Origin of the sequence: Bacillus sp. OTU2372 (assembly GCF_038440275.1) — a bacterium.
Classification (GTDB): domain Bacteria; phylum Bacillota; class Bacilli; order Bacillales; family Cytobacillaceae; genus Neobacillus; species Neobacillus bataviensis_B.
On the sequence record NZ_JASATK010000001.1, the window covers coordinates 599300 to 624803 of the forward strand.

At 39.4% G+C, this 25504-nt stretch carries 20 protein-coding genes; all 20 read left to right on the top strand.

The genetic code is table 11. From position 1 onward, the window contains the following. Nucleotides 1-10 precede the first annotated feature (10 nt). The 20 genes from ylqF to rimP all read left to right on the top strand — a co-directional run bounded on the left by ylqF (nt 11) and on the right by rimP (nt 25475). On the top strand, nt 11-886 hold the full coding sequence (gene ylqF / locus AAHB15_RS02940) for a ribosome biogenesis GTPase YlqF (protein WP_098528726.1): 876 nt from the start codon (nt 11-13) through the stop codon (nt 884-886). A gap of 58 nt (nt 887-944) precedes the next feature. Next, entirely contained in the window at nt 945-1724 is a 780-nt protein-coding gene (locus tag AAHB15_RS02945) for a ribonuclease HII (RefSeq protein WP_335572898.1), read from the top strand. A gap of 213 nt (nt 1725-1937) precedes the next feature. Continuing rightward, on the top strand, nt 1938-3098 hold the full coding sequence (sucC, locus tag AAHB15_RS02950; RefSeq protein WP_098528722.1) for an ADP-forming succinate--CoA ligase subunit beta: 1161 nt from the start codon (nt 1938-1940) through the stop codon (nt 3096-3098). A gap of 23 nt (nt 3099-3121) precedes the next feature. Next, a complete protein-coding gene (gene sucD, locus AAHB15_RS02955; protein WP_335572899.1) occupies nt 3122-4024 on the top strand; it encodes a succinate--CoA ligase subunit alpha in 903 nt (300 codons plus the stop codon). A 217-nt stretch (nt 4025-4241) separates the two neighbouring features. Then, on the top strand, nt 4242-5141 hold the full coding sequence (gene dprA, locus AAHB15_RS02960) for a DNA-processing protein DprA (RefSeq protein WP_342041715.1): 900 nt from the start codon (nt 4242-4244) through the stop codon (nt 5139-5141). A 339-nt stretch (nt 5142-5480) separates the two neighbouring features. Continuing rightward, nucleotides 5481-7562, top strand: a complete 2082-nt coding sequence (gene topA, locus AAHB15_RS02965; protein ID WP_342041716.1) for a type I DNA topoisomerase — start codon at nt 5481-5483, stop codon at nt 7560-7562. A gap of 177 nt (nt 7563-7739) precedes the next feature. Then, the gene (gene trmFO / locus AAHB15_RS02970; protein ID WP_342041717.1) at nt 7740-9047 is read left to right on the top strand and encodes an FADH(2)-oxidizing methylenetetrahydrofolate--tRNA-(uracil(54)-C(5))-methyltransferase TrmFO; all 1308 of its coding nucleotides are present in this window, start codon (nt 7740-7742) and stop codon (nt 9045-9047) included. 262 nt (nt 9048-9309) lie between these two features. Then, on the top strand, nt 9310-9852 hold the full coding sequence (gene hslV / locus AAHB15_RS02975; protein ID WP_342041718.1) for an ATP-dependent protease subunit HslV: 543 nt from the start codon (nt 9310-9312) through the stop codon (nt 9850-9852). A gap of 18 nt (nt 9853-9870) precedes the next feature. Beyond that, the gene (gene hslU / locus AAHB15_RS02980) at nt 9871-11274 is read left to right on the top strand and encodes an HslU--HslV peptidase ATPase subunit (protein WP_335572903.1); all 1404 of its coding nucleotides are present in this window, start codon (nt 9871-9873) and stop codon (nt 11272-11274) included. 108 nt (nt 11275-11382) lie between these two features. Next, nucleotides 11383-12162: a GTP-sensing pleiotropic transcriptional regulator CodY gene (gene codY, locus AAHB15_RS02985; protein WP_098528710.1), complete on the top strand. Its 780-nt coding sequence runs from the start codon at nt 11383-11385 to the stop codon at nt 12160-12162. Between the two features lie 201 nt (nt 12163-12363). Beyond that, nucleotides 12364-13068, top strand: a complete 705-nt coding sequence (rpsB, locus tag AAHB15_RS02990; protein ID WP_098528709.1) for a 30S ribosomal protein S2 — start codon at nt 12364-12366, stop codon at nt 13066-13068. A 126-nt stretch (nt 13069-13194) separates the two neighbouring features. Beyond that, the gene (gene tsf, locus AAHB15_RS02995; protein ID WP_098528707.1) at nt 13195-14079 is read left to right on the top strand and encodes a translation elongation factor Ts; all 885 of its coding nucleotides are present in this window, start codon (nt 13195-13197) and stop codon (nt 14077-14079) included. 254 nt (nt 14080-14333) lie between these two features. After that, nucleotides 14334-15059, top strand: coding sequence for a UMP kinase (gene pyrH / locus AAHB15_RS03000; RefSeq protein WP_098528706.1), 726 nt, complete (start codon nt 14334-14336; stop codon nt 15057-15059). After that, nucleotides 15059-15616: a ribosome recycling factor gene (frr, locus tag AAHB15_RS03005; protein WP_098528704.1), complete on the top strand. Its 558-nt coding sequence runs from the start codon at nt 15059-15061 to the stop codon at nt 15614-15616. Before pyrH ends, frr begins: the two co-directional genes overlap by 1 nt. A 367-nt stretch (nt 15617-15983) precedes the next feature. After that, nucleotides 15984-16760 carry an isoprenyl transferase gene (locus tag AAHB15_RS03010; RefSeq protein WP_335572906.1) on the top strand — a complete coding sequence of 259 codons (777 nt, stop codon included), beginning with the start codon at nt 15984-15986 and terminating at the stop codon, nt 16758-16760. A 43-nt stretch (nt 16761-16803) separates the two neighbouring features. Then, a complete protein-coding gene (locus tag AAHB15_RS03015; protein WP_335572907.1) occupies nt 16804-17598 on the top strand; it encodes a phosphatidate cytidylyltransferase in 795 nt (264 codons plus the stop codon). 33 nt (nt 17599-17631) lie between these two features. Further along, nucleotides 17632-18774, top strand: coding sequence for a 1-deoxy-D-xylulose-5-phosphate reductoisomerase (gene dxr / locus AAHB15_RS03020; RefSeq protein ID WP_335572908.1), 1143 nt, complete (start codon nt 17632-17634; stop codon nt 18772-18774). 41 nt (nt 18775-18815) lie between these two features. Next, nucleotides 18816-20075 (top strand): RIP metalloprotease RseP, encoded by a 1260-nt coding sequence (gene rseP / locus AAHB15_RS03025; RefSeq protein WP_335572909.1) that lies wholly within the window; start codon nt 18816-18818, stop codon nt 20073-20075. A gap of 291 nt (nt 20076-20366) precedes the next feature. Next, complete coding sequence (locus tag AAHB15_RS03030; protein WP_342041719.1) at nt 20367-24692, top strand: PolC-type DNA polymerase III; 4326 nt, start codon at nt 20367-20369, stop codon at nt 24690-24692. 312 nt (nt 24693-25004) lie between these two features. Next, on the top strand, nt 25005-25475 hold the full coding sequence (rimP, locus tag AAHB15_RS03035) for a ribosome maturation factor RimP (RefSeq protein ID WP_335575836.1): 471 nt from the start codon (nt 25005-25007) through the stop codon (nt 25473-25475). Nucleotides 25476-25504: the final 29 nt, after the last annotated feature.

Genomic DNA, 25504 nt, shown 5'->3' on the forward strand with positions numbered 1-25504 from the left:
AGGTGGCACTTTGACGATCCAATGGTTTCCAGGCCATATGGCCAAGGCTCGCAGAGAGGTCACGGAAAAGTTAAAGCTGGTTGATATTATTTTTGAATTGGTGGATGCGAGAATTCCGTATTCCTCAAGGAATCCGATGATAGATGAAATTATCCAGCATAAACCAAGACTAGTCTTATTAAATAAAGCGGATATGGCCGATAAAGAAGTGACAAGAGAATGGATTGCTTACTTTGCTGAAAAGGGAATAAAAGCATTGGCAATCAATTCTCAAGCGGGCGAAGGAATGAAGAATATTGTCCAAGCTTCGAACGAAATTCTAAAAGAAAAGTTTGATCGGTTAAAGGCAAGAGGTGTAAAACCACGAGCCATTCGCGCCATGATTGTAGGAATTCCAAATGCAGGCAAGTCCACACTTATTAATCGTTTGGCAAAGAAAAACATTGCAAAAACGGGAAATACTCCTGGTGTAACCAAGTCACAACAATGGATAAAAGTAGGGAAAGAATTGGAACTGCTCGATACACCCGGAATCTTATGGCCTAAATTTGAGGACCAAGAAGTTGGGATGAAACTGGCGATCACAGGGGCAATCAAGGATACTTTATTAAATCTTCAGGATCTGACCGTGTACTCGCTGCGCTTTTTAGATAAGGCCTATCCAGAACGATTAAAGGAGCGCTACAAGCTAACAGAGATACCTGAGGATGTAGTTGCTTTATTTGACCATATTGGAACGCTTAGGGGCTGTTTAATGGGCGGAGGTATGGTTGACTACGATAAAGTAGCTGAGTTAGTAATTAGAGAAATGCGCTCAGAAAAATTCGGTCCACTCTCTTTTGAACGCCCAAAAGATGTACCAGCATCTGTGAAAAATAACTCATAAAATAAGCTCTCCTTGTGGAGGGCTTGATTTTTTTAATTTATAGACAAGGTGACTACATATGAAGAAACTTTCAATTGCCGAAATTGAAGAAAAACTCGCTGCTATTTTAGAAGAAAATGATTCTTTTATTGTTGAACTTCAATCGGATGAGCGAAAAGGTGTTCAGCAATGCTTGGCCAAGTGGAAAAAACAAAAAGAGCAAGAAAAACTCCTTCGAGAAAAGTTTATTGAGATGAATCATTTTGAACGAAAGGTCCGTGCACAAGGATTTAATCTCATTGCTGGTGTGGACGAGGTTGGCAGAGGCCCGCTCGCAGGTCCGGTTACAGCCGCTGCCGTTATTTTACCTGAGGACTTTTTCTTAGCGGGGATTGATGATTCAAAGAAATTAACTGAAAAAAAACGGCAGGAATTTGCGGCCATTATTAGACAAGAGGCACTAGCCTATAATGTGGCGATGATTCACGCCGATGAAATTGATGAAATTAATATTTATGAAGCAACTAAAAAAGCAATGAAAGCAGCAATTGTCTCTCTTGATCCACAGCCTGATTTTTTATTGATTGATGCAATGAAGCTTGACACCCCGTATCCTACAGAATCTATCATCAAGGGTGACGCAAAAAGCATCTCGATTGCAGCAGCTTCTATCGTTGCAAAGGTGGTAAGAGATGAGTACATGAAGGAGTTAGCGATTAACTATCCTGTCTATGGTTTTCAGCAAAACATGGGATATGGAACAAAAGAGCACCTTCAAGCAATCAAAAAGCACGGCATAACACCCTATCATCGAAAAAGTTTTGCCCCTGTTAAGGACTATACCAACATAATAATGTAAAAGTAAAAACAGGTATTTGCCTGTTTTTTTTATTATTGTAAGAAAAAATAAAAAAGAGTGAAAACCTAATGAAATCGCTTTCTCTCTTGTTTACTTTTCTGAATATTTTAAAGACGAATATAATTTTAGTATTTAAAGGTAGACAAGGTTTCCATCATTATATAAAATGAAAACGGAGTCAATTTTTTGAAGAGTTTGATAGGAGGATGGGAAATGAATATCCATGAGTATCAAGGGAAAGAGATCCTCAAGCAATTCGGGGTAACTGTTCCAAACGGAAAAGTGGCATTCACGGTTGAAGAAGCGGTCGAAGCTGCTAAAGAACTAGGAACACAAGTATGTGTAGTAAAAGCGCAAATCCATGCAGGCGGACGGGGAAAAGCTGGCGGTGTAAAAGTTGCGAAAAACCTTGAAGAGGTTCGTACATATGCAAGTGAAATTCTAGGAAAAACCCTGGTAACACACCAAACTGGTCCTGAGGGTAAAGAAGTAAAACGCCTCCTAATTGAAGAAGGCTGCGACATTAAAAAAGAATACTATGTTGGTTTAGTATTAGACCGTGCGACTTCACGTGTTGTTTTAATGGCATCTGAAGAAGGCGGTACGGAAATAGAAGAAGTAGCGGCTAAAACTCCTGAGAAAATTTTTAAAGAAGAAATCGACCCTGCTATTGGATTGCAGCCATTCCAAGCACGTCGCATCGCCTTTAATATTAATATTCCAAATGAGTTAGTTAATCAAGCCGTTAAATTCATGATGGGCTTATATAATGCTTATATTGAAAAAGATTGTTCAATTGCCGAAATTAACCCATTGGTGGTAACTGGTGACGGTCAGGTTATGGCATTAGATGCAAAACTAAACTTTGACTCAAATGCACTATACCGTCAAAAAGATGTATTGGCATATCGTGACCTAGAAGAAGAAGATGCCAAAGAAATTGAAGCATCTAAATATGATTTAAGCTATATTGCCTTAGATGGAAATATCGGCTGTATGGTAAATGGTGCGGGCCTTGCGATGGCTACGATGGATATCGTTAAACATTATGGCGGTGATCCGGCTAACTTCCTTGATGTTGGGGGCGGCGCAACAGCTGAAAAAGTTACAGAAGCATTCAAAATTATCCTTTCAGATCCAAATGTAAAAGGTATTTTTGTTAATATCTTTGGTGGAATCATGAAGTGTGATGTCATTGCTGAGGGTGTTGTGGAAGCAGCTAAGCAGGTTGGACTATCGGTTCCGCTTGTTGTTCGTTTAGAAGGAACAAATGTTGACTTAGGTAAGAAAATTCTTGCTGAGTCAAGCGTCGAAATTATTGCTGCTGAATCTATGGCTGACGGTGCACAAAAAATCGTTTCATTAGTTAAATAGGATCGAAAGAAAGGGGAATTCACGTGAGCGTTTTTATTAATAAAGATACAAAAGTTATTGTTCAAGGAATCACTGGCGGAACCGCCCGTTTCCATACGAAGCAAATGCTTGAATACGGTACGAAAATTGTCGGCGGAACTTCACCGGGTAAGGCTGGTCAGGAAGTTGAAGGAGTACCTGTTTTTAATACAGTAAGAGATGCTGTTCAATCGACAGGCGCAAATGCTTCTGTTATCTACGTTCCTGCTCCATTTGCAGCCGACTCTATTATTGAAGCTGTTGATGCAGAACTAGATCTAGTTATTTGTATTACTGAACATATTCCTGTATTGGACATGGTAAAAGTCAAGCGTTACATGGAAGGCAAAAAGACTCGTTTAGTAGGTCCAAACTGCCCTGGTGTAATTACGGCTGATGAATGTAAAATTGGGATTATGCCTGGATATATTCATACAAAAGGCCATGTCGGTGTTGTTTCCCGTTCTGGTACCTTAACCTATGAGGCTGTTCATCAATTAACACAAGCGGGTATCGGTCAAACGACAGCTGTCGGAATCGGTGGAGACCCTGTAAATGGAACAAACTTCATTGATGTATTAAAAGCATTTAATGAAGATCCTGAAACATATGCTGTTATCATGATTGGTGAAATTGGCGGTACAGCTGAGGAAGAAGCGGCTGAATGGGTGAAAGCTAATATGAACAAGCCTGTAGTCGGCTTCATTGGTGGTCGTACTGCACCTCCAGGAAAAAGAATGGGACACGCAGGTGCCATCATTTCCGGCGGGAAAGGCACAGCTGATGAAAAGATTCGCATCATGAACGAATGCGGAATTAAAGTAGCTGACACTCCTTCCGTTATGGGAGAAACTTTAATCGAAGTATTAAAAGAACAGGGTCTTTACGAAAAGTGTAAAACACTCTAGAAAAGCGGAAGACGCCCGTTAATCGGCGACTAGCATAAGACGAGCCGGCGAGAAGGTTGTTCTTTAACCTTCTTGGCGGATTGGCTTGTGACCTCGAGCCGATGGCGTATGGAGCTAGACACTAATCTAATTTATACAACTAAGTATTAACAGGTAGTCCCTCAAATTTTGAGGGACTATTTATCATAAGATTAATAAAATGGAGGTTTTTATAATTATGGATATGTTTAAAGAAAAATTTATTCATTTACTGCACTACCCCGACATTTCCTGGAACACCGTCTATCAAATACTGAAAAAAGACCCCTCACTCCAGTCAATATACCAAGCATCAAAATCTAGCATTCCTCCTAATCCAACTCTACCGAATACTAGCCAAATGTCTTCTTCATTAACCTTTCCTACCATTCAAACTGAAATGATTCATGAACAAATTCGTCAATATAAGACCAATGATATTGCAGTAATAACGATTTTTGATAAAGAGTATCCCCAATCTTTAAAAGAAATATATCAACCTCCTTGGGCCTTGTATGCAAAAGGTGACTTATCTCTTTTAGAAAAAGAACCGAAGCTTGCTGTTGTTGGATCCCGACAAGCCACACCATACGGCAAAAGTGCAATCCGACACATCTTTCCTGAGTTAATAAATCATGATATCCTGATTGTCAGCGGCCTAGCAATGGGGATTGATGCCCTTGCCCATGAAGAGACAATAAAATTGGGAGGAAGGACGATTGCCGTTATTGCCGGAGGTTTATATCATATCTATCCAAAAGAAAATATTCCCCTCGCTGTTAATATGATGCAAATGCAGCTGGTCCTCTCGGAATATCCCCCTGATACCAAGCCGCTTAGGTGGCACTTTCCTGCCCGCAATCGAATTATTAGCGGATTATCCGCCGGAACGTTTATTATAGAAGCAAAGCGGAAAAGTGGGTCGCTGATTACTGCTAATTATGCCGTTCATGAAGGGCGCGACGTATTTTCGTTGCCGGGAAGCATTTTTAGTCCCTGCTCTGGAGGTACAAATGAATTAATCCAGCAAGGTGCAAAACTCGTTACAAGTGCAAAGGACATTTTGGAAGAATTAAAATATATCCCCCATATCGATTAATAAAATCTACCCTTTTAGCAGGTATTTTTGCATAAATGGAGAAATTACCTAAAAAAGGTTGCAAAAATATCTAATATGTTATACATTTTCCAACAGATGTTAAAATATTACTAAGGCATCAATTAAAAAAAAATGAATAGAATAAAAAAATCTAAATACTATGTAAATTACTATATAGGTTAAAAATTTTGGGATAAGGCAGTTTTGTAAAGTATTTTCTCCAGTTAAATGTGTAAAAACTGGAATTTAGGAAAACTTCTCAAATAGTAAGCATCTTAGAATCAGGCTTTTGCCGAATTCAAGGCGCTTTTACACTTTCCCTCTTAAGGAGGATATAGAATGGCAGCAGAATTTCTAGTAATTGTTGAATCGCCTGCAAAAGCGAAAACAATAGAACGCTATTTAGGAAATAAGTATAAAGTAAAAGCTTCTATGGGGCATGTACGAGATTTGCCGCGCAGTCAAATGGGAGTAAACGTGGAAAATAGTTTTGAACCAAAATATATTACCATTCGTGGGAAGGGTCCTGTATTAAAGGAATTAAAAACAGCGGCCAAAAAGGCTAAGAAAGTCTATCTCGCGGCCGACCCGGATCGTGAAGGGGAAGCAATAGCCTGGCATTTAGCTCATAGTTTAGATGTTGATATCCATTCGGACTGCCGTGTTGTTTTTAATGAGATTACCAAGGATGCTATTAAAGAATCCTTTAAACATCCGCGCCCGATAAATATGGACCTTGTGGATGCTCAGCAAGCCCGAAGGATTTTAGACCGTTTAGTCGGCTACAACATCAGCCCGCTGTTTTGGAAAAAAGTGAAAAAAGGCTTAAGTGCCGGTCGAGTTCAATCTGTGGCAGTCCGCTTAATTATCGACCGTGAAAAAGAAATCAAAGATTTTACCCCTGAAGAATATTGGACAATTGAAGGTGAGTTCTTAAAGGGAAAGGATCAATTTAGTGGAGCTTTCTATTCTTTAGTAGGTCAAGAAAAAAGTGAATTAAAGTCCGAAGCTGATGTTCAAGAAGTATTGAAGCAAATGAAGGATAACAAATTTGAGGTCGTCTCTGTGACTAAAAAGGAACGCCGCAGAAATCCGGCCCCGCCTTTTATTACTTCGTCCCTTCAGCAAGAAGCAGCAAGAAAGCTAAATTTCCGTGCCAAGAAAACAATGATGTTAGCCCAGCAGCTGTATGAAGGGATTGAGCTTGGCAAGGAAGGTACGGTGGGTCTCATTACATATATGAGAACCGACTCTACCCGGATTTCAGATGTAGCTCAAGGAGAGGCTGCGAGCTATATCAAAGCAGAATTCGGAGAAGAGTATTTGAAGAATGACCAAAGAAAAGAAAAAAAGCAAACAAATGCTCAGGATGCCCACGAAGCGATACGGCCAACGAGTACAATAAGAGAACCTAACAGTTTAAAAGAATTTCTGTCCCGTGACCAGCTGCGATTATACAAGCTAATTTGGGAGCGGTTCCTTGCCAGTCAAATGGCTCAGGCCGTCATGGATACCATGAGCGTTGATCTGCAAAATGGCAATGTTATATTCCGGGCAACTGGCTCTAAGATTAAGTTTCCAGGCTTTATGAAAGTCTATGTAGAGGGTACAGATGACCAAGTGGATGGTCCGAATAAAATGCTTCCTGACCTTAAAAAAGGGGATGAGGTTTTTAAAAAGGATATCGATCCTAAACAGCATTTCACTCAGCCGCCGCCGCGTTATACGGAAGCAAGACTAGTAAAAACACTTGAAGAGCTGGGGATTGGTCGCCCGTCTACATTTGCACCAACTTTGGATACAATCCAAAAGCGGGGCTATGTGACATTGGATAATAAACGTTTTGTACCAACAGAACTAGGCGATATTGTCCATGAATTAATGGTTGAGTTCTTCCCAGAGATTCTTGATGTCGAATTCACGGTCAAAATGGAGCAGGGTTTAGATAATGTTGAAGAAGGAAAAGTCAGCTGGGTTCAAGTTATTGATGAATTTTACCGTGATTTCGAAATACATTTAGAAAAGGCCGAAAAAGAAATGCAGTCCGTCGAAATTAAAGATGAGCCGGCCGGTGAAGATTGTGAAAACTGTGGCAGCCCAATGGTATTCAAAATGGGCCGATACGGAAAATTCATGGCGTGCAGTAATTTCCCTGACTGCCGGAATACTAAAGCAATTGTTAAAGAAATTGGTGTCACTTGTCCAACCTGTAAAGAGGGGCAAATAATCGAACGGAAGAGTAAGAAAAGACGATTGTTTTACGGCTGTACGAATTATCCGAACTGTGAATTTATCTCATGGGATAAGCCGCTGCCAAGACCATGCCCGAAATGTGAAGGCATGCTGGTAGAAAAGAAATTAAAAAAGGGCGTTCAAGTTCAGTGTGTTACTTGCGATTATAAGGAAGAGCCGCAAAGCTAAGAGTGGAGTAACTTCCACTCTTTTAGTTTTTCTTATAAACAAAAAACTTTTTTGTTCTTCATTCGTATAGTACAATGCAAGATGGACTTATTCTGAGGGCAAGGTATATTTATAGTACGTTTTAATCCAAAATGGTTACTAGGATAAATTTTGAAAGGAAATTGAGGAGGTTCTTAATTGAAAGATTTAACAATAAATGTGATTGGTGCTGGTTTAGCCGGGAGTGAAGCCGCATGGCAGATAGCTAAACGCGGTGTAAAAGTAAGACTTTATGAAATGCGCCCGGTAAAGCAGACACCTGCGCATCATACCGATAAATTTGCCGAATTAGTGTGCAGTAATTCACTAAGGGCCAATACCTTAACAAATGCGGTCGGGGTATTAAAAGAAGAAATGCGAAAACTAGATTCGGTCATTATCGCTGCTGCTGATGCTTGTTCTGTTCCGGCAGGAGGAGCATTGGCGGTCGACCGTCACGAGTTCGCAGCAAAAGTAACAGAGATGGTTAAAAATCATGAAAATGTAACGGTCATCAATGAAGAAGTGACAGAGATTCCTGGGGGTCCAACGGTTATCGCAACAGGACCGCTTACGAGTGAAGCACTATCCGGACAGCTACAGAGTTTGACAGGAGAAGACTATCTTTATTTTTATGATGCAGCAGCACCTATCTTAGAAAAAGATAGCATTAATATGGACAAGGTTTATTTAAAATCCAGATATGACAAAGGTGAAGCAGCTTATTTAAATTGCCCGATGACAGAAGAGGAATTTAATACGTTCTATGAGGCCCTTATTTCTGCTGAAACTGCCCCTACAAAGGAATTTGAAAAGGAAGTCTTTTTTGAAGGCTGTATGCCAATCGAAGTAATGGCGGCTAGAGGGAAGAAAACGATGTTATTTGGTCCTCTTAAACCTGTAGGTTTAGAAGATCCAAAAACAGGAAAAAGGCCATTTGCGGTAGTGCAGCTTCGCCAGGATGATGCTGCTGGTACACTTTTCAATATTGTCGGATTTCAGACACATTTAAAGTGGGGGGCACAGAAGGAAGTTATTCGTCTAATCCCTGGTCTTGAAAATGCGGAGATTGTTCGATATGGAGTAATGCACCGAAACACGTTTATAAATTCACCTAAGGTCCTAAAGGCATCTTATCAATTCCGAAACCGAGAAGATTTATTTTTTGCCGGGCAAATGACAGGTGTTGAAGGGTATGTTGAATCAGCAGCAAGCGGCTTAATTGCTGGGATTAATGCAGCTCGGTTTGTAATGGGAGACGAGACAGTTGAGTTTCCTGCCGAAACAGCGATTGGCAGTATGGCACGTTATATCACAACTGCTAATCCTGATAATTTTCAGCCGATGAATGCGAATTTTGGTTTATTTCCGGAACTGCCAGTGAAAATAAAAGGCAAGCAGGAAAGAAATCTACAGCACGCTAATCGTGCACTGGAAACAATTCAGAACTTTGTGAAAGTTTTGTAAAATTGTTGCAAGGGCTATAGAAGTATGTTACGATTTATTAGCCCTTGTCAGTTTAAATAATATGTTAATTGTGAATGTTTTATTAAACATATTTGCTGGGTGTTTACAAATAGTAAGCAATTCTGCAAAATGACAATTGAACCATTAATAACTTGATTTCAGTGATTTCGTTTTTCTCGTTAATAAGAGGGATTTGAGAACCCAACTATTACATACTACTTGACTTTTAAACAGAAATTACTCCAAGAGGAGGAAGAATTAAATGAATCAATTCCATGCGACTACTATATTTGCAATTCACCATAACGGCGAATGCTCCATGTCCGGTGATGGTCAGGTGACTTTTGGCAATGCAGTTGTGATGAAACACACTGCCAAGAAAGTAAGGAAGATATTTAATGGTAAGGTATTGGCGGGTTTCGCTGGTTCTGTTGCAGATGCGTTTACTCTTTTTGAATTGTTTGAAGGAAAGTTAGAGGAATATAACGGAAATCTTCAAAGAGCTGCAGTCGAGCTTGCTAAAGAATGGAGAAATGATAAGATGCTCCGCAAGTTGGAAGCGATGTTAATTGTCATGAATCGTGAAAGCTTGTTACTAGTCTCTGGAACCGGTGAAGTAATTGAACCTGATGACGGGATTCTTGCGATTGGCTCAGGAGGGAATTATGCATTGGCCGCTGGCCGTTCTTTAAAGAAATATGCAGGAGAAAGTTTATCTGCAAAAGAAATTGCAAAGGCTTCTTTAGAAATAGCTGCGGAAATATGTGTATATACCAACCACAACATAATCGTTGAAGAGCTGTAACGGGAAGGAGACAAAAAAATGGTGAAAACAACGGATTTAACTCCCCGCCAAATAGTTGAAAGACTTGATCAATATATTATTGGACAAAAGGATGCAAAGAAAGCGGTTGCTGTGGCATTAAGAAACCGTTATCGAAGAGGTCTTTTAAATGATAAACTTCGTGAAGAAATCATTCCAAAAAACATCTTGATGATAGGTCCAACAGGGGTAGGAAAAACGGAAATTGCCAGAAGGATGGCAAAGCTTGTCGGTGCTCCGTTTATTAAGGTGGAAGCGACTAAATTTACAGAAGTCGGTTATGTTGGCCGTGATGTAGAATCAATGGTTCGCGACCTTGCAGAAACCTCTGTTCGTTTAGTGAAAGAGGAGCGAATGCAAAGTGTGAAGGAACGAGCTGAAGAAAATGCAAACAGCAGGCTTGTTGATTTGCTTGTTCCATCCGCTAAAAAAGCAACGAACTATAAAAATCCACTTGAAATGTTATTCGGCGGCGGGAATTCTTCTTCTGAACCGGACACACAGCAGGAAGATTTTTCTGCTCAGGAAAAACGGAAGATTGTCAAAGAGAAGCTTGCCCTCGGACAATTAGAAGATGAAATCGTGACTGTAGAAGTAGAAGAACAAGCACCTTCAATGTTCGATATGCTCCAGGGTTCAGGGATTGAACAAATGGGGATGAATATGCAGGATGCCCTTAGCAGTTTTATGCCGAAAAAGCGCAAGAAGAGAAAACTAACGGTTCATGAAGCAAGAAAGGTATTAACAAATGAAGAAGCTGCAAAGCTGATTGATATGGATGAAGTCTCATCAGAGGCAATCTACCGCGCGGAACAAACAGGCATTATCTTTATTGATGAAATTGATAAAATTGCCAGCAAGAATTCCGGCGGATCATCGGCAGATGTCTCTAGGGAAGGGGTTCAACGCGATATCCTGCCAGTGGTTGAGGGTTCTACAGTGGTTACGAAATACGGCTCAATTAAAACCGACCATATATTGTTTATTGCCGCTGGAGCTTTCCATATTGCGAAACCTTCGGACCTAATTCCGGAGCTTCAAGGACGTTTTCCAATTCGTGTTGAACTTACAAAATTAACAGTGGAAGACTTCTATAGGATTTTGATTGAACCAGATAATGCCTTAATTAAACAATATCAAGCATTATTGGAAACAGAAGGTATACAAATTGAATTTTCTGACGATGCTATTCGTAGAATCGCTGAAGTAGCATTCGAAGTGAATCAAAATACCGACAATATTGGGGCTAGACGTCTTCATACGATACTTGAAAAGCTGTTAGAGGATTTATCCTTTGAAGCTCCTGATATCACAATGGAGAAAATTACCATTACGCCGCAGTATGTGGATGATAAGCTTGGGGCTATTTCTAAGAATAAAGATCTAAGCCAATTCATTCTTTAGGAATGCAGTTTTTTGAATTTTTCAGGAGATGCCATTCTTAAATAATACTCATACAGAAATTGTTTTCAAAATTTAATAATGGTTGTAGTTACTAGGAGGAAGAAACAGATGGATTTACTTACAAAAACTAGACGTATTAATGTTTTACTACAGAAGGCAGCAGGCAAGCCTGTTAATTTCAAAGAAATGTCGGAAACGTTAAGTGAGACGATTGAGGCTAATGTATATATCGTAAGCCGCCGCGGGAAGCTTTTAGGATTTTCGATTTATCAGCAAATCGAAAATGAACGTATTAAGAAAATGTTTGAGGATCGTCAATTTCCTGAGGAATACTCAAAAGGCTTGTTTAATATCCAAGAAACTTCTTCAAACCTTGATATTGAAAGCCAATATACCGCCTTTCCAGTTGAAAACAGAGACTTATTTAAAGAAGGTTTAACAACAATTGTTCCGATTATTGGCGGCGGGGAACGACTGGGTACATTAATTCTTGCTAGACTGCAAGAAAAATTCCATGATGATGATTTAATTCTTGCCGAATATGGTGCAACAGTTGTAGGTATGGAGATTTTACGTGAAAAGTCTGAAGAAATTGAAGAAGAAGCAAGAAGCAAAGCTGTTGTTCAAATGGCTATCAGTTCATTATCTTATAGTGAACTAGAAGCGATTGAACATATTTTTGAAGAGCTAAATGGCCATGAAGGCTTGTTGGTTGCTTCAAAAATCGCAGACCGGGTTGGAATTACACGTTCAGTAATTGTCAATGCACTAAGAAAGCTTGAAAGTGCTGGGGTAATTGAGTCACGTTCACTAGGTATGAAAGGTACGTATATTAAGGTCCTAAATGACAAGTTTCTTGTGGAACTTGATAAATTAAGATCAAACTAAAGTATCTATCCCCAGTTTGCAAGAATTGGGGATTTTTAATTTTTAAAAAGTAGTTCTTGATTGTTATATTTACTTATGCTATATTATTTCATGGTGTTAATACACACGCTAGTTGATTTAAATAGATGGTGCTGAATATATCAGTTTCTATTTAAAAATGAGACGAGCGGAGGAAAACAAACCACTAGGAGGAAAAAACACATGTCAGTTATTTCAATGAAACAATTGCTTGAAGCTGGTGTACATTTCGGACACCAAACTCGCCGTTGGAACCCTAAGATGAAGAAATATATCTTCACTGAGCGTAACGGTATCTACATCATCGACCTTCAAAAAACAGTTAAAAAGGTTGAAGAAGCTTATAACTGGGTAAAAGATCTTGCTGGTAACGGCGGAACTATTCTTTTTGTTGGTACAAAGAAACAAGCTCAAGATTCTGTTAAAGAAGAAGCAGCTCGTTCTGGTATGTACTATGTTAACCAACGCTGGTTAGGTGGTACATTAACAAACTTTGAAACAATTCAAAAGCGTATTGGCCGCTTAAAAGATATTGAAAGAATGTCAGAAGACGGTACTTTTGAAGTATTACCTAAAAAAGAAGTTGTTCAACTTAAGAAAGAACAAGAACGTCTTGAAAAATTCCTAGGCGGAATTAAAGACATGAAACAACTTCCTGATGCACTTTTCATCATCGACCCTCGTAAAGAGCGTATCGCAGTTGCAGAAGCTAAAAAGTTAAACATTCCTATCGTAGGTATTGTTGATACTAACTGTGATCCAGATGAAATCGATGTTGTCATTCCAGCTAACGATGATGCAATCCGTGCGGTTAAACTATTAACTGGTAAAATGGCGGATGCGATTCTTGAAGCGAAACAAGGCGAAGAAGTAGCACAAGAAGCTTAAGATAGCGACTTTATTAAAAAGGTGATAAGGGAGACCCTTTATCACCTTTTTTTAAGAAATGTTTATCTTGAGTTTGAATGGCTAAAGATAAGAAATAGTACATAGATTAAAAGGAGGAAATTAAAAATGGCAGTTACTGCACAAATGGTAAAAGAACTTCGTGAAAAAACAGGCGCAGGCATGATGGACTGTAAAAAAGCACTTACAGCAACAGATGGTGATATGGATAAAGCAATCGATTTCTTGCGTGAAAAAGGGATTGCTAAAGCTGCTAATAAAGCAGACCGTATTGCTGCTGAAGGTTTAACTTCAGTAGTAACAGAAGGAAACGAGGCTGTTATCCTTGAAGTTAACTCTGAAACAGATTTCGTTGCAAAAAATGAAGCATTCCAAGCTCTAGTACAAGAACTTGCTGCACACTTACTAAAAAACAAACCAGCTACTGTTGAAGAAGCATCTGCTCAAACAATGGAAAATGGAGCAACTGTTGCTGACCACATCAACGCTGCTATCGCAAAAATCGGAGAAAAGCTTTCACTTCGCCGTTTTGCAATCGTATCTAAGACTGACAACGATGCTTTTGGTGCTTATCTACACATGGGCGGTCGTATCAGCGTTTTAACAGTGCTTGAAGGCACTACTGATGATAGTGCAGCAAAAGATGTTTCTATGCATATCACTGCATTAAGACCAAAATATGTATCTCGTGACCAAGTTTCTGCAGAAGAAGTTGAACATGAGCGTCAAGTTTTAACACAACAAGCACTTAACGAAGGCAAGCCAGAAAACATCGTGGCAAAAATGGTAGAAGGCCGTCTTGGCAAATACTTTGAAGATGTATGTCTTCTTGATCAAACTTTCGTTAAAAACCCTGATCAAAAGGTTCGCCAATTTGTTGAGTCTAAAGGCGCAACAGTTCGTGAATTCGTACGTTACGAAGTAGGCGAAGGTATTGAAAAGAAAGAAGACAACTTCGCTGAAGAAGTTATGAACCAAGTAAACAAAAAATAAGTCAAATATTCTCTTGCTTAAAAACAAATGCTTTAAGGGAATGTTACTATTATAGTTTTTAAAAAGGGGACACGGTGTGTTCCCTATTTTTAAAGGGAATTATATAATAATATCTAGCTCCAGCGCCTAAGGGGCTCGAGGTCACAAGCCAATCCGTCCAAAAGGTAAAGAACAACCTTTCGGCCGGCTCGTCTTGTGCTTAACGCCCCTGTTCAAGGCGCTTAAGCTTTAAAATAATACATACGGAGGTTTATATGAGCGGTCCTAAATACAAACGAGTGGTTTTAAAATTGAGTGGGGAAGCACTTGCTGGTGAGTCCAGTTTTGGAATTAAACCTTCTGTAATTAAATCTATTGCCGAGCAGGTAAAGGAAGTAGCAGAACTAGGCGTCGAAGTGGCCGTTGTTGTCGGCGGAGGTAATATTTGGCGCGGTAAGATCGGCAGTGAGATGGGGATGGACAGAGCAACAGCAGATTATATGGGAATGCTTGCAACCGTGATGAATTCTTTGGCGCTTCAGGATAGTTTAGAGCAATTAGGAATTCAATCACGTGTACAAACATCCATTGAAATGCGTCAGGTTGCTGAACCATATATCAGACGCAAGGCGATGAGACACCTAGAAAAAAATAGGGTTGTTATCTTTGCAGCAGGTACAGGTAATCCTTACTTCTCAACAGATACAACAGCAGCATTAAGGGCAGCGGAGATTGATGCGGAAGTGATCTTAATGGCTAAAAATAATGTTGATGGAGTTTATTCTGCAGACCCACGAATTGATCCTGCTGCCACTAAGTATGAAGATCTCACATTCTTGGATGTCATTAAGGAAGGCCTAGCAGTTATGGATTCAACTGCTTCTTCATTATGTATGGATAATGATATTCCATTGATTGTGTTCTCAATTATGGAACAAGGCAATATCAAAAAAGCCGTTATGGGTGAAAAAATTGGAACTATCGTTAGGGGGAAAAACTAATGCCAAAACAAGTCATCGCTTCAACAAAAGATCGTATGACAAAAGCTATTCAATCTTATACTCGTGAGCTTGCGAGCATTCGCGCAGGCCGCGCAAGTGCATCCTTGTTAGATCGTATTACGATTGACTATTATGGGGCGCCAACACCTGTGAATCAAATGGCAGGGATTACCACACCAGAAGCACGTTTACTAGTGATTCAGCCATATGATAAATCTATTCTTGGTGATATTGAAAAAGCAATCTTGAAATCTGATTTAGGTTTAAATCCGACTAATGATGGTACCGTTATTCGTATAGCGATTCCACAATTGACGGAAGAGCGACGCAAAGAACTTGTTAAGTTAGTAAAAAAAGAATCAGAAGAAGCAAAAGTAGCCATCCGTAACATTCGCCGTGATGGAAACGATGATTTGAAAAAGCTCGAGAAAAATGGTGAAATTACAGAAGATGCACTACGCGGCTATTCTGATGATATCCAAAAGCTTACCGATGAGTTTATTCAAAAAATTGACCAAATCACAAAAGATAAAGAAAAAGAAATTTTAGAAGTGTAACCAGATGTCTAGCTCAGGGCGCCTAGCCCCTCAAGTTCGTTTCGATTCTGCTAATGAAGTCAAAGAACAACTTCACCGTCAGAACCGAGGCGCTTGTCGGGGCTGACCAAGGCGCTTCCGCTTTTCTATCAAGACCCTCTTTATTAGGGGGTTTTTTCACTATTATTGGTGTGGTTTGATTGTCCCTTAATATTTTCTGAACATTATTCTTAATTCCTGTTATTTTACATAGGTTAATATTAGAGATATCTTTTAGGTTTTTTGGTATGATAGTATCATCTAACTGAAAAATCCTTTTACATATTTGGATATATGAATCCATGATTTATTATCGGAGGAAATGATTAATTAATTGAGGAGCAATGTTATGTTTAATAAATTTGGGCTTTGGAAGAAGCCAGCTAACTCTTCCACACTCCGAGATAAAATAGAAGAAATAAAAGAATCGCCTGTTCCTGAACATGTTGCCATTATAATGGACGGTAATGGGCGTTGGGCTAAAAAAAGAGCCTTACCGCGTATTGCAGGTCATCACGAAGGCATGAAGGTCGTTCGTAAGACAACCATGCTGGCTAATAATCTCGGAATCAAGGCCTTAACCTTATATGCCTTTTCTACTGAGAACTGGAAACGCCCTAAAAATGAAGTGGAATATATTATGAAGCTTCCGGAAGAATTTTTAGGTACTTTTCTTCCTGAACTAATTGAGAATAATGTTCAAGTAAAAATGATGGGGTATAAACATCAACTGCCACTACATACACTCCGTGCTATCGAGAGAGCAGTCGAAGAAACAAAAACTAATACTGGATTGGTTCTGAATTTTGCCTTGAATTATGGAAGCAGGGCGGAAATACTCGATGCTGTAAAACAAATTATAAATGATAGCAAAAATGGAATACTGAAGGAGACGGAACTTAATGAAAAAGTCTTTTCCTCTTATTTAATGAGTTCTGATTTTCAAGATCCTGACCTGCTAATTCGAACAAGTGGTGAAATTCGCTTAAGTAACTTTATGCTTTGGCAATTAGCTTACTCGGAATTCTGGTTTACAGAAGTTTTATGGCCTGATTTTAATGAGGAATATTTCCTTGAAGCGATCGAGGCCTATCAAAAACGTCAGCGCAGGTTTGGCGGAATCTAAAATATACCTCTCTTTAAGAACATAAAAGGTGTTGAACTAGTAGATGAAGCAAAGAATTATTACAGCAGTCATAGCTGCAGCATTATTTTTACCAATTGTATTTTATGGGGGCCTTCCTTTTGTTCTGTTATCGTACATTCTTGCTACAATAGGGTTATATGAGCTTTTAAAAATGAAAAACATAAGTATCTTTTCAGTACACGGACTAATATCGCTTTTATTTCTTTGGGTGATTATTTTTCCTAAGCAATATCATCATGTTATCTCGAGTTTTTACTATTCGAAAATAGAGATCGCGATTATTTTTATTTTGTTGTTATTAGCCTATACGGTTGTCACAAAAAATCGTTTTACCTTTGAAGATGTCTCTTTTTCAATTCTTTCGGCGATTTATGTGGGTATTGGATTTTACTTTTTTATTGAAACCCGTGAGGCAGGACTTGTTTATGTTTTCTATTCCCTATTTATTATTTGGGCAACAGACTCCGGGGCATATTTTGTCGGCAAAGCGATGGGAAAGAACAAACTCTGGCCCGAAATTAGTCCCAATAAAACAGTAGAAGGTTCATTAGGCGGTGTCGTTTGTGCTGTGATCGTAGGAATATTATTTTCTCTATTTTCACCGTCCATCCCAGTTAGTCTAGTAACGTTAATGGGAATAACCGTTGTTCTTTCCGTTTTTGGACAAATTGGCGACCTGGTCCAATCAGCTTTTAAACGCCATTTTAATGTAAAGGATTCAGGTAACATTCTGCCAGGTCATGGCGGGATTCTGGACCGGTTTGATAGCTTATTATTTGTATTGCCATTATTAAACCTTTTCCATCTTTGGACATAATGGCTGTGCTCTATTTTTAGGAGTTGAACACTTTTGAAAACAATTAGTTTATTAGGTGCTACGGGTTCAGTCGGGATTCAAACGATTGATATTATCCGTGAGCATCCTGCTGAATTTCAACTTGCTGCATTTTCAGTTGGAAAAAATATTGAATTAGCTCGTAAATTGATTATTGAATTTAAACCGAAGCTTGTTTCTGTACAGGAATCTAGTGATTGTACGCTATTAAAAGCAGAGTTCCCGAAGACTAAATTTACTTTTGGCAATGAAGGATTAATTGAGGTTGCTGTTTTTGAAAAATCAGATATCCTTGTTAATGCTGTCCTTGGCAGTGTAGGGCTGCATCCCACCTTACAAGCAATTGAATGCGGGAAGGTAATTGCCATAGCAAATAAAGAAACGTTAGTGACTGCAGGTCATTTAGTAATAGAAGCGGCTAAAAGAAATAATGTACCGCTCCTCCCTGTTGACAGCGAACATTCGGCCATTTTCCAAGCGTTGCAAGGAGAAATGGATAAAAATATTGAAAGATTAATATTAACGGCTTCTGGTGGCAGTTTCCGTGATCGAACCCGTGAGGAACTGAAGGATGTCACCCTAGAACAGGCTTTACACCATCCAAACTGGTCTATGGGTGCAAAAATTACCATTGATTCAGCGACAATGATGAATAAAGGATTAGAGGTTATTGAAGCTCACTGGTTGTTTGGCGTTCCATTTGAAAAAATAGACGTTCTGCTCCACAAGGAAAGTATTGTTCATTCCATGGTTGAGTTTCATGACTCCAGCATTATTGCCCAATTGGGAACACCAGATATGAGGGTGCCAATCCAATATGCTCTTACATATCCAGACCGGCTTCCTCTTAATTCAGCTAAAAAGTTGAATTTAGCAAGCGTTGGTAAGCTGCATTTTCAGGAAATGGATTTACAACGTTTCCGTTGCCTAGATTTTGCCTATCATGCGGGTAATAAAGGTGGAACCATGCCAACAGTGTTAAATGCTGCAAATGAAGCAGCAGTGGCTGCATTTTTAAAAGGGAAAATTCGTTTCTTGCAAATAGAGGAATTAATTGAGCAAGCATTAAGTAAACATCAAGTCATCGATAATCCAAGTCTAGCTATGATTGAAGAAGTTGACAAAGAGACTCGACAATTTGTACACTCACTACTATAGGAAAGATACTTCCCTATCCTCTATAAAAGGTGGTTTTATCATTGAGCACAGTTATTGCCTTTATTGTAATTTTTGGCGCACTGGTCTTCTTTCATGAATTAGGTCATTTTGTTTTCGCGAAAAGAGCAGGTATTCTCTGCCGTGAATTTGCGATTGGGATGGGACCAAAGGTGTTTACTCATAAAAAAGGAGAAACTACCTATACCATTCGTCTTTTACCGATCGGAGGCTTTGTCCGAATGGCCGGTGAAGATCCGGAAATGGTCGAAATTAAACCTGGTTACCGAATTGGTCTTATGTTTGATAAGTTAGAAAAGGTAAATAAAATTATTTTAAATAATAAAGAGAAATATCCAAAAGCAAGGATAGTTGAAGTCGAGTTTGCTGATATTGAAAAGGATTTAATCATAAAAGGATATCCGGAAGACGAAAACGAAAGTTTACAGACATTCTCCATTGATCCAAAAGCAGTTATCGTAGAAAATGGTATTGAATCACAAATTGCTCCAATTGACCGTCAATTTGGTTCCAAAACTTTACCACAAAGATTTATGGCCATCTTCGCAGGTCCGATGATGAACTTTGTTTTAGCATTTGTAGTGTTTATTATTATTGCTTTATTACAAGGTGTTCCATCAAATGATCCTAAATTGGGTGTGATTACTCCCGATGGAGCGGCTAAATCGGCGGGGCTCCAAAAAGGGGATATTGTACAAAGTATAAATGGTTCAGAAATATCAAGTTGGACAGATGTAGTCGAAATTATTCGGAAAAATCCGAATCAAAAACTTGATTTCTCCATCGTACGTAATGGTAAAGAGAAAGAAATCGAAGTAACCCCACTCGAAAAGACCGTGGATGGCGACAAAATGGGAATTATTGGTGTTTATAGCCCAGTCGAAAAATCACCAGTTCAAGCTGTGAAATCAGGATTTACGGAAACCTATTTCTGGACCAAGCAAATATTCGTGATGCTTGGTAAGTTGGTTACAGGACAATTTTCAATTGATGCCCTATCAGGTCCTGTTGGAATTTATAAATCCACAGATGAGGTCGCAAAATCAGGAATATATTATCTAATGAAGTGGGCTGGCATATTAAGTATTAACTTGGGGATTATGAACTTATTACCAATTCCTGCTCTTGACGGTGGAAGATTAATGTTCTTTGCAGTTGAAGCCGTAAGAGGGAAACCAATTGACAGACAAAAGGAAGGAATGGTCCATTTTATCGGCTTTGCTCTCCTTATGTTGCTCATGCTCGTGGTTACCTGGAATGATATCCAACGATTCTTCCTTTAAATTTTATCAAGGTGTCACTTAAATAGGGATCGCTAATGCGGTCCTTATTTTTTGTGGTATAAGTATTAACAACTGGACTTTCCAGAATGGTCCAGCTGAAGCGCCTAGGAAAAAATGAACTACTTTTTTCCCTAGGAAAAAGGTAGTTCATTTTTTCCCTGGTTAAGGCGCTTCAGCTTTCCTTTTTTGGATGAAGTTTTCTGTCGAAATAAGCCGAATCATAGGTTATCATATGGTATAATTTAATTTTGATATAGATAAATAATAGTTTTTATAGATGGGAGAGAGACGATGAGCGAACATGCCTTAGGCAATAAAGAGCGATTCAAACTCTTGCTCCAGCAGCTGCAATTGCTAGAAGATGCTGTAGTAGTACATTTCCAAAATGCACAAATTGAAAGGCTTCTTGTTGAAAAGAAAGAGAGGAAGTGGCACTTTCAATTTTTATTTGAAAAAATACTTCCATTTAATGTTTATCTCAAGTTTACAACACAGCTTGAACGAACATTTTCCAACATCGCAGCCATTTCCTATAATATCCAAGTAACTAATCAAGCTGTTACACCTGATTTATTATTAGAATACTGGAATTATTGCATTCAGCAAATTGACGGTATAGCTCCACCGCTTGTAAAACTTCTAAATGAACAAATCCCTGAAGTGAGCGGGAATAAGCTAACTGTTGCAGTTAGAAATGAAGCAGAAGGACTCGCCTTAAAGCGGAAATATGGTCCTGTAATTGGAAATATTTATCAGGGGTTTGGCTTTCCTTTGTTGGCGATTGATACCGAATTAAAAAGTGAAGAAAAAAATGATGAATATCAGCAGTTCTTACTGGCTAAACAGAAAGAAGATCAAGAACGAGCCCATTTGGCCGTAGTAGAGATGCAAAAGAAAGAAGCTGATAAGGGTCAAGCCGGAGGAGAGGCCCCTTCAGGTCCGCTTTCTATTGGGTTAACCATCAAGGATGATAGCGAGCTTCGCAGCTTGATTGATATCGTTGATGAGGAAAGACGAGTTGTAGTCCAAGGGTATATCTTTGATGCTGAAATAAGGGAGCTTCGAAGCGGACGTTCCCTATTAACTTTTAAAATTACAGATTATACAAGTTCGATCATAGTAAAAATGTTTTCTCGTGATAAGGAAGATGCTGCCCTATTCCAGCTGGTTAAAAAAGGCTTATGGGTAAAGGTTCGGGGAAGCGTTCAAAACGATACCTTTGTCCGTGATCTAGTCATGATTTGTAATGATATCAATGAAATAAAACCTGCTGGACGAAAAGATACTGCACCTGAGGATGAAAAACGAGTTGAACTGCATCTTCATACACCAATGAGTCAAATGGATGCCGTTACTCCGGTAAGTGTGCTGATTGCACAAGCAAAAAAGTGGGGGCATAAAGCGATTGCTGTTACAGATCATGCTGTTGCCCAGTCATTCCCTGAAGCCTATGGCGCAGGTAAGAAAAATGATATCAAAATCCTTTACGGTGTTGAGGTTAATCTTGTTGATGACGGGGTGCCGATTGCCTATAATGATGCCCATCGCCTGCTTTCGGAAGATACATTTGTTGTATTTGACGTCGAGACAACAGGGCTTTCAGCGGTATATGATACCATCATTGAGCTAGCAGCTGTAAAAGTTAAGGATGGGGAGATTATCGACCGGTTCGAATCATTTGCAAACCCGCATCATCGGCTTTCGGCAACAACTATTAATCTGACTGGAATTACAGATGATATGGTTCAAAATGCCCCAGATGTTGGAGAAGTAATCCAAAGATTCCACGACTGGGTCGGAGATGCCGTCCTTGTTGCCCATAATGCCTCCTTTGATATGGGTTTTTTAAATGTCGGTTATAAAAATATCGGCTTAGAAAAGGCGAAAAATCCAGTTATTGACACATTAGAATTGGGCCGTTTTTTATATCCTGAAATGAAAAATCATCGTTTAAATACACTGACCAAAAAGTTTGATATTGAATTAACCCAGCACCACCGGGCTATTTATGATGCAGAAGCAACTGGCTATCTGCTCTTGAAAATGCTAAAGGATGCTCTTGAAAAAGGAATTGAGTATCATGATGAGTTCAACGATAACATGGGGAAAGGTAATGCTTACCAACGGGCCCGTCCTTATCACTGCACCCTTTTAGCTCAGACAGAAGCAGGCTTAAAAAACCTCTTCAAACTAATTTCCATTTCCCATATTCAGTACTTTTATAGAGTACCAAGGCTTCCAAGGTCGGTTTTGCAAAAATATCGTGAGGGAATTTTAGTAGGGTCTGGTTGTAATAAGGGTGAAGTGTTTGAAGGGATGATGCAAAAATCACCTGATGAAGTTGAAGCACATGCCGGATTTTATGACTATCTTGAAGTAATGCCAAAAGAAGTGAATGCACCGCTGATCGAAATGGAATTGGTGCGTGATGAGAAAGCAATGGAAGACATTATTAGTAAAATTGTGGCCCTTGGTGATAAGTTGGGGATTCCAGTCGTCGCGACAGGAAATGTCCATTACCTAAATGAGAATGATAAAATTTATCGAAAAATATTAGTTAACTCTCAAGGCGGGGCAAACCCATTGAACAGGCACGAACTGCCGGATGTTCACTTTAGAACGACAAACGAAATGCTCGATGCCTTCTCATTTTTAGGGGTAGAAAAAGCTAAAGAAATTGTTGTCACCAATACGAATAAAGTTGCAGATATGATTGATGTCATTAAGCCGATTAAAGATGATCTGTATACACCTCGTATTGAAGGTGCAGATGAAGAAATGCGTGAGATGAGTTACTCAATGGCACGCAGTATTTATGGAGATCCGCTTCCAGAAATAGTGGAAGCAAGGCTGGAAAAAGAATTAAAAAGTATTATCGGACATGGATTTGCCGTTATTTATTTGATTTCACATAAACTAGTTAAAAAATCACTTGATGATGGTTATCTAGTTGGTTCGCGTGGATCCGTCGGTTCATCTTTAGTTGCTACCATGACAGAGATTACGGAAGTAAATCCACTGCCGCCGCACTATGTATGTCCAACCTGTAAACATTCCGAGTTCTTTAATGACGGCTCGGTTGGTTCCGGCTTTGACTTACCTGATAAAGACTGTCCAAATTGCGGGAGCAAATACCGCAAAGACGGTCATGATATTCCATTCGAAACATTCCTTGGTTTTAAAGGTGACAAAGTACCCGATATCGATTTGAACTTTTCCGGAGAATATCAGCCCCGTGCACACAACTATACAAAGGTACTATTCGGTGAAGAGTACGTATATCGTGCGGGAACAATTGGTACGGTTGCAGATAAAACGGCATTTGGTTATGTAAAAGCCTATCAGCAGGATAATAACATGCAAATCCGTGGAGCTGAGATTGAACGGCTGGCTTCAGGCTGCACGGGTGTAAAAAGGACAACAGGTCAGCATCCAGGTGGTATTATTGTTATTCCAGACTATATGGATGTCTATGACTTTACACCCATTCAATTTCCGGCCGATGACCGAAATTCTGAGTGGAAGACAACCCATTTTGATTTCCATTCCATTCATGATAACGTCTTAAAGCTTGATATACTTGGACATGACGATCCAACCGTCATCCGGATGCTTCAGGATCTGAGCGGTATCGATCCGAAGACGATTCCGACCGATGACCCAGAAGTCATGAAAATTTTTAGCAGCACCGAATCTTTAGGCGTAACAGAGCAGCAAATCATGTGTAAAACCGGTACATTAGGTATTCCAGAATTTGGTACCAGATTTGTTCGGCAAATGCTTGAAGATACGAAGCCGACGACCTTTTCGGAACTCGTTCAGATTTCCGGCTTATCGCATGGAACGGACGTATGGCTCGGAAATGCGCAGGAATTAATTCATAATCAAATTTGTAACTTAAGTGAAGTAATTGGTTGTCGTGATGATATCATGGTGTATTTGATTTATCAGGGGCTTGAACCATCGTTTGCCTTTAAGATTATGGAGTCTGTTCGTAAAGGTAAAGGGTTATCTGAAGAGATGGAAGCAGAGATGCGCAAGAATGAGGTACCGGAATGGTACATTGATTCCTGCAAAAAAATAAAGTATATGTTTCCTAAAGCTCACGCCGCCGCCTATGTATTAATGGCTGTTCGGATTGCTTATTTTAAGGTGCATCTCCCACTTCTTTATTATGCTGCCTACTTTACAGTCCGTGCGGAGGACTTTGATATTGAAGCAATGTCACGAGGTTCTGAAGCGATTCGGGCTAAACTTGGGGAAATTAATGCCAAAGGACTTGAGGCATCAAATAAAGAGAAAAACTTATTAACCGTCCTAGAACTTGCTCTTGAAATGACGGAAAGAGGTTACAGCTTCCAAAACTATGATTTATATAAATCAGATGCTTCAGAATTTATTATTGAAGGAAATACGTTAATTCCTCCATTCAATTCCATTCCTGGATTAGGAACAAATGCCGCTTATAATATTGTTAAGGCGAGGGAAGATGGAGAATTCCTATCAAAAGAAGATTTACAGCAGCGCGGTAAAGTATCCAAGACCATCCTTGAATATTTAGACAAACAAGGTTGTCTTGCGGCACTTCCTGAACAAAACCAGCTTTCGTTGTTCTAGCAGGGTCTAGCGTCTCCGCTATTGGGTAAATCTAGCTGCAGCGCCTAGGGGCTCGGGGGCATAAGCCCCTGAGCAAGGCGCTTCCGCTTTTGTTGTTTGCATATAAACTATGGTTATGGTATAGTTTTATTGGAAATACTAAGAAATACTCTCGAGTTCAAGAGTGGGGCAACCCACTCTTTCGTTATGTAACCAAGCTGCTTTAAATGCATCTTGGTTTTGTTTACTATTTGTTTTTTTAGCGTTACTTGATAAAACTTTCCGTGAACTACATAGAATTTGGGTGAAATAATAAAGAAAAGGAGGTAAAGCATGAGCAAAGTGACGGAAGTTGTTGAAGAGCTGGCTGCACCAATTTTTCAAGATCTTGGATTAGAATTAGTGGAAATTGAGTATGTGAAAGAAGGGAAAAGCTGGTTTCTTCGCGTATATATCGATAAAGACAGCGGTGTTGATATCGAGGATTGTGGCTTGGTGAGCGAACGGCTGAGTGAGAAACTCGATGAATTGGATCCCATTCCACACAACTATTTTCTAGAGGTATCATCCCCTGGTGCAGAGAGGCCATTAAAGAAGGCAAAAGACTTTGAAAAAGCTATTGGTAAAAATGTTTTTATCAAGACCTATGAGCCCATCGATGGGGAAAATAAGTTCGAGGGTAAATTAGTGGGCTTTGATGGAAATCAGGTTACCGTTGAGGTTAAGATTAAAACACGTAAAAAATCGATTGAAATTCCATTTGAAAAAGTAGCAAGTGCACGACTCGCAGTTACTTTTTCGTAAAATAGAAAATTTAATAAGGATTAGGGGGA

What these genes read in the sequence shown, in the direction of transcription:
- AAHB15_RS02945 (WP_335572898.1), top strand. Translation starts at nt 945, where the DNA reads ATGAAGAAACTTTCAATTGCCGAAATTGAAGAAAAACTCGCTGCTATT.
- sucC (WP_098528722.1), top strand. Translation starts at nt 1,938, where the DNA reads ATGAATATCCATGAGTATCAAGGGAAAGAGATCCTCAAGCAATTCGGG.
- dprA (WP_342041715.1), top strand. Translation starts at nt 4,242, where the DNA reads ATGGATATGTTTAAAGAAAAATTTATTCATTTACTGCACTACCCCGAC.
- topA (WP_342041716.1), top strand. Translation starts at nt 5,481, where the DNA reads ATGGCAGCAGAATTTCTAGTAATTGTTGAATCGCCTGCAAAAGCGAAA.
- hslV (WP_342041718.1), top strand. Translation starts at nt 9,310, where the DNA reads ATGAATCAATTCCATGCGACTACTATATTTGCAATTCACCATAACGGC.
- hslU (WP_335572903.1), top strand. Translation starts at nt 9,871, where the DNA reads ATGGTGAAAACAACGGATTTAACTCCCCGCCAAATAGTTGAAAGACTT.
- codY (WP_098528710.1), top strand. Translation starts at nt 11,383, where the DNA reads ATGGATTTACTTACAAAAACTAGACGTATTAATGTTTTACTACAGAAG.
- rpsB (WP_098528709.1), top strand. Translation starts at nt 12,364, where the DNA reads ATGTCAGTTATTTCAATGAAACAATTGCTTGAAGCTGGTGTACATTTC.
- tsf (WP_098528707.1), top strand. Translation starts at nt 13,195, where the DNA reads ATGGCAGTTACTGCACAAATGGTAAAAGAACTTCGTGAAAAAACAGGC.
- pyrH (WP_098528706.1), top strand. Translation starts at nt 14,334, where the DNA reads ATGAGCGGTCCTAAATACAAACGAGTGGTTTTAAAATTGAGTGGGGAA.
- frr (WP_098528704.1), top strand. Translation starts at nt 15,059, where the DNA reads ATGCCAAAACAAGTCATCGCTTCAACAAAAGATCGTATGACAAAAGCT.
- AAHB15_RS03010 (WP_335572906.1), top strand. Translation starts at nt 15,984, where the DNA reads ATGTTTAATAAATTTGGGCTTTGGAAGAAGCCAGCTAACTCTTCCACA.
- AAHB15_RS03015 (WP_335572907.1), top strand. Translation starts at nt 16,804, where the DNA reads ATGAAGCAAAGAATTATTACAGCAGTCATAGCTGCAGCATTATTTTTA.
- AAHB15_RS03030 (WP_342041719.1), top strand. Translation starts at nt 20,367, where the DNA reads ATGAGCGAACATGCCTTAGGCAATAAAGAGCGATTCAAACTCTTGCTC.
- rimP (WP_335575836.1), top strand. Translation starts at nt 25,005, where the DNA reads ATGAGCAAAGTGACGGAAGTTGTTGAAGAGCTGGCTGCACCAATTTTT.